Origin of the sequence: Clavibacter sp. MX14-G9D (genome assembly GCF_032917815.1) — a bacterium.
Lineage (GTDB): Bacteria > Actinomycetota > Actinomycetes > Actinomycetales > Microbacteriaceae > Clavibacter > Clavibacter michiganensis_K.
On record NZ_JAVCVL010000303.1, the window covers coordinates 1 to 2,422 of the forward strand.

Sequence of the window (2,422 nt, forward strand, 5' to 3'; positions counted from 1 at the left end):
CCGCCACCGCGGCTGAGCACACGACGGGCTCCGGCTCCACCGGGCCGTCCTCCTCCCGCGCGGCGCCCGGACGACCGACGGCCCGGCCGGACCCCGCGGGGGGACCGGCCGGGCCGTCGTCGTCGTGCGGGTCGCGGGTCAGCGGCCGGAGCGGCGCTTGCTGTAGACGTCGAACGCGACCGCGAGGAGCAGCACCAGGCCCTTGATGACCTGCTGCCAGGCCGCGTCCACGGAGAGGATCGACAGGCCCTGGTTGAGCACGCCCATCACGAGGCCGCCGATGACCGCGCCGACGACCGTGCCGACGCCGCCCTGCACCGCCGCGCCGCCGATGAACACCGCGGCGATGGCGTCGAGCTCGAAGCTCTGGCCGGCCGAGGCGACCGCGCTGCCGGCGCGCGCCGTGCTGACCACGCCCGCGAGCCCGGCGAGGAGCCCCATGTTGACGAAGATGAAGAAGTTGACCCACTGCGTCTTCACGCCCGACATCATCGCGGCGAACAGGTTGCCGCCCATCGCGTACACGTGCCGTCCGAACACCGTGCGGGTGAGGAGGAACGAGTACAGGAGCACGAGCGTCGCCAGGATGATCAGGATGATCGGCGTCCCGCGGTTGTACGCCAGCAGGTAGCAGAGGTACATGATCGCGAAGACGGCGATGGCCGTGCGGATCCAGAACGAGGCCCCGCGCTCGCGCGGCAGCTCGAGCTTGCGGAGGGTCGCCCGGGTGCGCAGCTGCTGCACCACGAGCGCGAGCGACACGAGCGCGCCGATCCCGAGCGTGATGAGGTCGGGCGCGCCGGTCGTCGGCAGGTTGCCGCTGCCGATGGAGTTGAACTCGGCCGGGAGGCCCGAGATCGTGCCGCCGGTGAGCAGCACCAGCGCGACGCCGCGGAAGACGAGCATGCCCGCCAGCGTCACGATGAACGCGGGGATCCCGACGAACGCCACCCAGAAGCCCTGCCACGCGCCGATGAGCGCGCCGACGACGAGCGAGAGGACCACCGCGGTCCCCCACGGGAGGCCCCACTCGTTCATGCTGAGCGCCGCCACGGCGCCGACGGTCGCGACGACCGAGCCCACCGACAGGTCGATGTGCCCCGCGATGATGACGATGACCATGCCCATCGCGAGGATCAGCACGTACGCGTTCTGCTGGATGAGGTTCGCCACGTTGCCCGGGTAGAGCAGGCGCCCCTCGGTGAGGATCTGGAACAGCAGGATGATGACGGCGAGGGCCGCGAGGATCCCGTACTGGCGGAGGTCGACCCGGCGGCGCGGGCGCTTCTTGATCCCGTCCGGCGTGGGCACGTTCGGCGCGGTGGCCTGCTCGGGGATGACGGTCACTGGTCGACTCCTGACTTCCGGCTGGCGGTCATGTGCCGCATCAGCTCCTCCTGTGTCGCGTCGGCCCGGGTGACCTCGGCGGTGAGCCGCCCCTCGGCGATCGTGTAGATCCGGTCCGAGAGGCCGATGAGCTCGGGCAGCTCGGAGGAGATGACGATGACCGCCTTCCCCTCGGCCGCGAGCTGGTTGATGATGCTGTAGATCTCGTACTTCGCCCCCACGTCGATGCCGCGGGTCGGCTCGTCGAGGATGAGGACGTCGGGACCCGAGTAGATCCACTTGCTGAGGACGACCTTCTGCTGGTTGCCGCCGGACAGCTTGCCGACCACCGCCGCGACGTCGGGCGTCTTGATGTTCATCCTCTTGCGGTAGTCGTCCGCGACCGCGTACTCGCGGTGGCGGTCGATGACGCCGAGGCGGACGAGCTTCGACAGCGCGGCGGCCGAGACGTTGACGGTGATGCTGCCGATGAGGTTGAGCCCGTAGCGCTTCCGGTCCTCCGTCGCGTACGCGATGCCGTTCTTGATGGCCTCGCTCACGGTGCGGGTGCGGATCTCCTTCCCGTCCTTGAAGATCCGGCCGGTGATGCCGGAGCCGTAGGAGCGGCCGAAGATGCTCATGGCGAGCTCGGTGCGGCCGGCCCCCATGAGTCCGGCGAACCCGACGACCTCGCCCGCGCGGACGCTGAACGAGGCGTCGTCCACCACGATCCGGTCGACGTCCACCGGGTGGTGCACGGTCCAGTTCTCCACCCGCAGCTTCTCCTCGCCGATGCGCGGCTCGCGCGGCGGGAACTGGGCGTCGAGCGGGCGGCCGACCATGGCGCGGATGATGCGGGTCTCGATCTCGTCCGAGTCGGTGACGGGGAAGGTCTCGATGGTGCGGCCGTCGCGGATCACGGTGACGTCGTCCGCGATCGCCCGGATCTCGTTGAGCTTGTGGCTGATGATGATGCTCGTGATGCCCTCGTCGCGCAGCAGGCGGATGAGGCCGAGCAGGTGCGCCGAGTCGTCGTCGTTGAGCGCCGCGGTCGGCTCGTCGAGGATGAGGAGCTTCACCTCCTTGGAGAGCGCCT

At 70.0% G+C, this 2,422-nt stretch carries 2 protein-coding genes; both read right to left on the minus strand.

Going from position 1 to position 2,422, the window contains the following annotated elements:
* Positions 1-138: 138 nt before the first annotated feature.
* A complete protein-coding gene (gene mmsB, locus Q6969_RS14970; protein ID WP_317231155.1) occupies positions 139-1,347 on the minus strand; it encodes a multiple monosaccharide ABC transporter permease in 1,209 nt (402 codons plus the stop codon).
* Positions 1,344-2,422, minus strand: a 1,079-nt coding sequence (locus Q6969_RS14975; RefSeq protein WP_317231156.1) for a sugar ABC transporter ATP-binding protein, incomplete at its 5' end; no start/stop codon positions are given. The genes mmsB and Q6969_RS14975, both read right to left, overlap by 4 nt.